This window comes from Klebsiella sp., assembly GCF_027492335.1.
Taxonomy (GTDB): domain Bacteria; phylum Pseudomonadota; class Gammaproteobacteria; order Enterobacterales; family Enterobacteriaceae; genus Klebsiella; species Klebsiella huaxiensis.
The window spans coordinates 1-6,865 of the sequence record NZ_JAPUEW010000080.1 but is presented as its reverse complement, the minus strand read 5'-3'; the positions used below and the strand labels follow the sequence as shown (position 1 = coordinate 6,865).

The 6,865-nt window shown below is 55.2% G+C and carries 4 protein-coding genes and 1 pseudogene; 4 read left to right on the top strand and 1 reads right to left on the bottom strand.

The window, feature by feature from the left end; translation table 11 throughout:
• Window positions 1-78 precede the first annotated feature (78 nt).
• From bglG to QVF11_RS24045, 3 genes and pseudogenes are all read left to right on the top strand, one after another.
• Window positions 79-912 carry a transcriptional antiterminator BglG gene (gene bglG / locus QVF11_RS24055; RefSeq protein WP_139536593.1) on the top strand — a complete coding sequence of 278 codons (834 nt, stop codon included), beginning with the start codon at window positions 79-81 and terminating at the stop codon, window positions 910-912.
• A 53-nt stretch (window positions 913-965) separates the two neighbouring features.
• Window positions 966-2,936, top strand: a pseudogene (gene bglF, locus QVF11_RS24050) (PTS beta-glucoside transporter subunit IIABC).
• 17 nt (window positions 2,937-2,953) lie between these two features.
• Window positions 2,954-4,351 (top strand): glycoside hydrolase family 1 protein, encoded by a 1,398-nt coding sequence (locus QVF11_RS24045; RefSeq protein ID WP_287859827.1) that lies wholly within the window; start codon window positions 2,954-2,956, stop codon window positions 4,349-4,351.
• Between the two features lie 112 nt (window positions 4,352-4,463).
• Here QVF11_RS24045 and QVF11_RS24040 read toward each other — a convergent pair whose 3' ends face one another.
• Window positions 4,464-5,198, bottom strand: coding sequence for a class I SAM-dependent methyltransferase (locus tag QVF11_RS24040; protein WP_287859825.1), 735 nt, complete (start codon window positions 5,196-5,198; stop codon window positions 4,464-4,466).
• Window positions 5,199-5,352: 154 nt separating this feature from the next.
• Here QVF11_RS24040 and mdtQ point away from each other — a divergent pair, with 154 nt between their 5' ends.
• Window positions 5,353-6,792, top strand: coding sequence for a multidrug resistance outer membrane protein MdtQ (gene mdtQ, locus QVF11_RS24035; protein WP_287859822.1), 1,440 nt, complete (start codon window positions 5,353-5,355; stop codon window positions 6,790-6,792).
• Window positions 6,793-6,865: the final 73 nt, after the last annotated feature.

Below are 6,865 nucleotides of genomic sequence, written 5' to 3'. Positions count from 1 at the left end.
GATTGTTACTGCTTCGGCAGGCAAAACCTGATTTCCTGGCATCTGTCGGGGTCAGGTTTTTTTGTTTTTGGGGTTCATATGCAAATCGCCAAAGTACTTAATAATAATGTAGTGGTGGTTGTAGATGAGCAGCAGCGCGAACAGGTGGTCATGGGCCGAGGACTTGCCTTTCAAAAACGCGTTGGTGACTCTCTTGATGAAAGTAAAATTGAAAAGGTCTTCGCGCTGCAGAGCGATGAACTGGTTGGCCGTTTAGGCGAATTACTCAGTCAGATACCGTTAGAAGTGATGACCACCTGCGATCGGATTATCGATCTGGCGCGTGGTCGTCTCGGTAAGTTACAGGACAGTTTGTACATTACCCTGACCGATCACTGCCATTTTGCGATTGAGCGGCAGAAGAAGGGCCTCGCGATTCGTAATGTGCTGCTATGGGAAATTAAACGGCTGTACCCGAAGGAATTTGAGTTAGGGCAGGAAGCGCGGGCGATTATCGCCAAAAGGCTTGGGGTTGAACTCGCCGAAGATGAAGCCGGGTTTATCGCCCTGCATCTGGTCACGGCGCAGCTCAACAGCGAAATGCCTGAGGTGATGCATGTTACCCGGGTGATGCAGGAGATCCTGCAACTGGTGAAGTATCAGCTGACGCTTAACTATGACGAAGAGTCATTGAGCTATCAGCGCTTTGTCACTCATCTCAAGTTTTTCGCCCAGCGTATGCTGACGCGAACTGTTGTCGAAGATGATGATGTGACGCTGCACAGCGCGGTAAAGGATAACTACCCTAAAGCGTGGAAGTGTGCGGAAACCGTCGCCCGGCACCTGCAAAAAAGCTACCAGCGGCCGCTGACGACGGAAGAAATTATGTTTCTCGCCATTCATATTGAACGAGTGAGAAAAGAGGGGCGCTAAACGCTTATCGGGCCTGGCTCTTAGCACCTTCATTAAAACTGGATTGTTACTGCATCATGCAGGCAAAACCTGAGCGCAACGCCAACCCGGCGTTGTTCTCGGGTTTTTTTATTTTTAATACTCAGTTAACGATGCCTGCGGGCAGCGGATGTAAGGAAAACAGCATGGAATATAAAGCACTCGCGCAGGATATTCTCAGCCGGGTAGGCGGCAAAGAGAATATTGTGAGTCTGGTTCACTGCGCGACTCGACTGCGTTTTAAGCTCAAAGATAGCAAAAAGGCGGATGCTGAAGGGCTGAAGGCGAATCCTGGCGTCATTATGGTCGTAGAAAGCGGCGGCCAGTTTCAGGTGGTCATTGGTAACCATGTGCATGATGTCTGGCAAGCGGTGCGTAGCGAAGCGGGTCTGACGGATGAGAGCCAGCCGGTCGCGGAAAAGGGCGAGAAAACGTCGCTGCTTGGTCAGCTTATCGATATTGTTTCCGGTATTTTTACCCCGTTTATTGGTGTGCTGGCGGCCACTGGTTTACTGAAAGGTTTTCTGGCGCTGGCGGTGGTTTGCGGCTGGCTCAATACTGGCGATGCGACCTATAAAATCTGGTTTGCCGCCAGCGATGCGCTGTTCTTCTTCTTCCCGCTTTTCCTCGGCTATACCGCCGGGGTGAAATTCGGTGGTAATCCGTTTATCACCATGGCGATTGGCGGCGCGCTAACGCATCCGCTGATGATTCAGGCCTTCGAAGCCGCCCAGGCGCCGGGCGCGCCGGTAGAGCATTTCATTGGTATTCCGGTGACGTTTATTAACTACAGCTCATCGGTCATCCCGATTATTCTCGCCTCCTGGGTCAGTTGCTGGCTGGAGCGCAGAAGCAACGCGCTGCTGCCGTCGGCAATGAAAAACTTCTTTACCCCGGCGATTTGTCTGGGCGTGGTTGTTCCCCTGACCTTCCTGGTTATCGGCCCAGTAGCCACCTGGCTAAGCCAACTGCTGGCGCAGGGCTACCAGATAATCTACGCCGTAGCGCCATGGTTGGCGGGTGCCGCGCTGGGTGCGCTGTGGCAGGTGTGCGTGATTTTCGGCCTACACTGGGGCCTGGTTCCGTTGATGATCAACAATCTGGCCGTGCTGGGTCACGATACCATGGGGCCGATGGTGCTGCCTGCGGTGATGGGCCAGGTCGGCGCAGTATTGGGTATCTTCTTGCGTACTCGTGATACCCGCCAGAAAGTGCTGGCCGGCTCTGCTTTTTCCGCCGGGATTTTTGGTATCACCGAACCAGCAATTTATGGTCTGACGCTGCCGCTGCGCCGTCCGTTTATTTTTGGCTGCGTGGCCGGGGCGATTGGCGGCGCGATTACCGCATTCTTTAATACCAGCATCTACTCTTTCGGCTTCCCGAATATCTTTTTACCGGCGCTGATGATCCCGCCAGGCGGCGTCGACGCCAGCGTCTGGGGCGGTGTGGTTGGTATGGTGGTGGCGCTGGTTATTGCCTGCGTGCTGACTTTTATCGCCGGATTGCCGCGCACGACCTCTGAACAGGCTGCTGCTGTTGTCGCGCCAGCCTCGGAAAACGACATTCTTGCACCGATGACCGGTAGCGTACTGGCGCTGGATCAGGTTCCTGATAGCACCTTCGCCAGCGGGTTGCTCGGCCAGGGCGTAGCGATTATTCCCTCCGTGGGCCGCGTTATTGCCCCGTTCTCAGGCGAAGTCGCCTCAATTTTTCAAACCAAACATGCCATCGGCCTGCTAAGCGATAGCGGTATCGAACTGCTTATCCACGTCGGCATCGATACCGTGAAGCTCGATGGCGCGCCGTTTACTGCTCATGTTAAAGAGGGCGACAAAGTGAAAGCGGGCGATCTGCTGTTGGAGTTTGACCGCCAGGCGATTCTGGATGCCGGTTATGACCTGGCAACGCCCATTATTATCAGCAACAGCGACGATTATCGTGCTCTCGATATTGTCTCCGCCAGCGCGGTGGATGCCGGTCAGCCGCTGTTGTCCGTAACCCGTTAATCACAGGAGAGAGATGAATGAAAACATTCCCACAGGCGTTTTTATGGGGCGGTGCGACCGCGGCAAATCAGGTCGAAGGCGCTTATCTGGAGGATGGCAAAGGACTGTCGACTTCTGATATCCAGCCAAACGGCGGTATTTTTAGTGAGGTTGTGGAACGCGTACCGGGCGATAGCAGTATTAAAGATGTCGCCATCGATTTTTACCATCGTTATCCGGAAGATATCAGCCTGTTTGCTGAAATGGGTTTTAACTGCCTGCGCGTATCGATTGCGTGGACGCGTATTTTCCCTAACGGCGATGATGCTCAGCCAAACGAAGCGGGACTGGCCTATTACGATAAGCTGTTTGATGAAATGGCGAAGCACAATATCACGCCGCTGGTGACCCTGTCGCACTACGAGATGCCGTGGGCGCTGGTGAAAAACTACGGCGGTTGGGGTAACCGCAAGGTCATTGGTTTCTTCGAGCGTTATGCCCGTACGGTGTTTGAGCGCTATCAGGCGAAGGTCAAACTGTGGTTGACCTTTAATGAGATCAATATGTCCCTGCACGCACCAATGACCGGCGTCGGACTGCCGTCTGACAGCAGCAAAGCCGAAGTTTATCAGGCCATTCACCATCAGCTGGTGGCGAGCGCGCTGGCGACGAAGGCCTGCCATGAGATCGTCGTGGAGGGCAAAATAGGTAATATGCTGCTCGGCGGCCTGATGTATCCGCTCAGCTGCAAACCGGAAGATATTTTTGAAACCCTGCAGCAGAACCGCAGCTGGCAGTTCTTTGGTGATGTGCAGTGCCGCGGTGCTTATCCGGGCTATATGCTGCGCTATTTCCGCGATAACGGCATTAACATTGAGATCACCGATGCCGATCGCGAAGCCCTGAAAGAGACCGTCGACTTCATCTCCTTTAGCTACTATATGACCGGCTGCGTCACCGCCGATGAAGAGCTGAACAAAAAAGCGCGCGGCAATATTCTCAGCATGGTGCCGAACCCGCATCTGGCAAGCTCGGAGTGGGGCTGGCAGATTGACCCGCTGGGCCTGCGTACGTTGCTGAACGTGCTGTGGGATCGCTATCAGAAACCGCTGTTTATCGTTGAAAATGGCCTGGGCGCGAAGGATAAAGTCGAAGCCGATGGCAGCATCAACGATGACTACCGCATCAGCTACCTCAACGATCACCTGGTGCAGGCGCGCGAGGCGATTGAAGATGGTGTTGAGCTGATGGGCTACACCAGCTGGGGGCCAATCGACCTGGTGAGCGCGTCGAAGGCGGAGATGTCCAAGCGCTACGGTTTTATCTACGTCGATCGTGATGACCAGGGCAACGGCACCCTGGCGCGCAGCCGCAAGAAAAGCTTCAACTGGTATAAAGAAGTGATTGCCACTAACGGCGGCAGCTTAAAAGAGTAATAGCCTGGGGGGCGCAGGTCAGGTAAGGCGTTAGCCGCCACCTGACAAAAATGCGTGCACGATAGCTTACATTATCTTCATGGCCCGGATGACCTCCGGGCCTTTTTGCTGATTACGCCGGTTTACGCGCGCGCAGCAGGAAAATCATCGGCCGCTCTTTTTCTTCATCCAGCGCGGGCTGGGCGGCAATTTGCTCCGCCGTCGGCCCCCACTCATCCAGATGCTCAATGACAAAACCGGCGGCGACCAGCAGGTTTATCCAGCTGGAAAGTTTGCGGTGCTGCTTTTTGACGCCATCGGCAAACCAGTTGCTGATACGCTCGCCTTCCTGCTGATAGTGGCTCACCGGCCAGCTCTTCTGCCCATTTTCATCTTCCCGCCAGCCCTGATGTAGCGGGGCGGTGTAAACAGGATGTTCGGCGGAAAACAGCAGAGTACCGCCGGGCGTCAGTGCCTGGTAAACGGTGGCGAGCAGCGGCGCGACGTCGGGTAGATAGTGCAGCGCCAGTGAGCTATAGACCAGTTCACAGCTATTGGCAGGCAGGGTAAGAGTCTGCAAATCCTCGCAGCGATAGCGGATATCTTCGCCCTGAGACATTTTGCGGGCGCGCTCCAGCATCCGGTGGGAGATATCCAGCCCGTCTATTTGTACGGCTCCCTGGGCGCTCGCCCAGCGGCAGAACCAGCCGTAGCCGCAGCCGAGGTCAACGACGCGTAATCCTGATAATGGCGGAAGCATTTGCTGAATAGTTGGCCACTCCGGCGCGCCTTCCAGCCCTTTTACCGAGCGATCGAGGGTGGCGTATCCGGCAAAAAAAGCGGGATCGTCATAGATGTTTTGACTCATTTTCACTCCGTGAATATACGTTTCATACAATGCGAATTATTTTGGGTCTTAGTTTATTTTTAGCCTGCTAATAGTTTTGTCACACGCTTTACTAAACGGTACATATTCAATTAATTTATTATACCCGCCCTTACTTAGTTACCTGACTGATTTCATGAACCTGAACTTGAGCAAACGCGTCCTGGCCAGCCTGCCATTGGCTATCGCGCTGGCTGGCTGCGCGCCATCGCACGATATTGGCAACCCGGAGCAGCAGCAGACCCCGGCATCCCACGTCTCAATGGAACTGCCCGCGGCCGTAAAAAACGGCTGGCCGCAGAGCAACTGGTGGCAGGATTACCACGACCCGCAGCTCAATAGCTTGGTTCAGCGCGCGTTAGCTAACGCGCCGGATATGCAGATTGCCGAACAGCGTATCAGGCTGGCGGAAGCGCAGGCGCGGATGTCGCAGTCTAACCTGGGGCCTAGCCTGGATTTTTCCGCCGACGTTGAACGGCAAAAAATGTCCTCTGAAGGCCTGATGGGGCCGTTTGCTACCGATACTGATGGCAACACCGGGCCGTGGTATACCAACGGAACCTTTGGCCTGACGGCGGGTTGGGATCTGGATCTATGGGGTAAAAATCGCGCTTTGCTAAAAGCACGCATTGGTGAGGTTAAAGCTCAGGTTGCTGAAGAGGCGCAGACTCGCGAACTGCTGGCCAGCAGCGTCGCCCGCCTTTACTGGCAATGGCAAACCGAAGCCGCCATTAAAAACGTGCTGACCCAGGTGAAGAGTGAGCAGAATAATATCGTGACCGTGGATACGGCGCTGTATCAACGTGGGATCACTAACTCGGCCGAAGGGGCAGAGAGCGATATTAACGTCAGCAAAACCGATCAGCAGCTCGCGGATGTTGCGGGCAATATGAAAGAGATTGAGGCCCGGCTAATGGCGCTGACCAACAACCAGAGTCAGGCGCTGAATCTGCATCCGACCGAACTGCCAGCCGTCAGCGCGCAGATGCCAACGGAGCTAGGCTACGAGCTGCTGGCGCGGCGTCCGGATTTACAGGTTGCGCACTGGTATATCGAAGCTTCTCTGAGCGAAATCGATGCCGCCAAAGCGGCGTTTTACCCGGATATCAACCTGATGGCTTTCCTGCAACAGGATGCGCTGCACCTCAGCGATCTGTTCCGCCACTCCGCGCAGCAGATGGGCGTCACCGCCGGACTGACGCTGCCTATCTTTGATAGTGGCCGCCTGAATGCGAACCTGGATATCGCCAGCGCGCAGAACAGCCTGTCGGTGGCGAAGTACAATAAAGCGGTGGTTGATGCGGTTAATCAGGTAGCGAAAACGGCCAGCGAGGTTGAGACGTTGATGGCAAAAAATCAGCAGCAACAGCAGGTAGAGAAAGATACTCAGCGGATAGTCGCTCTGGCGCAAGCGCGGATGAATGCCGGGATACTCTCCGGTTCACGCGTCAGCCTGGCGAAGCTGCCCGCGCTACAGGAGCGGATTACCGCGCTGCGCCTGCACGGCCAGTGGCTTGATGCCAGCATCCAGCTGACCTCCGCGCTGGGTGGCGGATATCATCAGGCGGCGAAGTAACGCGGCGCTAACGCTGTGTGCGGTCTGTGGGTTTTGTTACCCGGACAGGTGCGCCAGCACCGGCTCCGGGAAG

Coding starts and splice junctions, on each gene's coding strand:
- QVF11_RS24040 (WP_287859825.1), bottom strand. CDS start 5,198: ATGAGTCAAAACATCTATGACGATCCCGCTTTTTTTGCCGGATACGCC.
- bglG (WP_139536593.1), top strand. CDS start 79: ATGCAAATCGCCAAAGTACTTAATAATAATGTAGTGGTGGTTGTAGAT.
- QVF11_RS24045 (WP_287859827.1), top strand. CDS start 2,954: ATGAAAACATTCCCACAGGCGTTTTTATGGGGCGGTGCGACCGCGGCA.
- mdtQ (WP_287859822.1), top strand. CDS start 5,353: ATGAACCTGAACTTGAGCAAACGCGTCCTGGCCAGCCTGCCATTGGCT.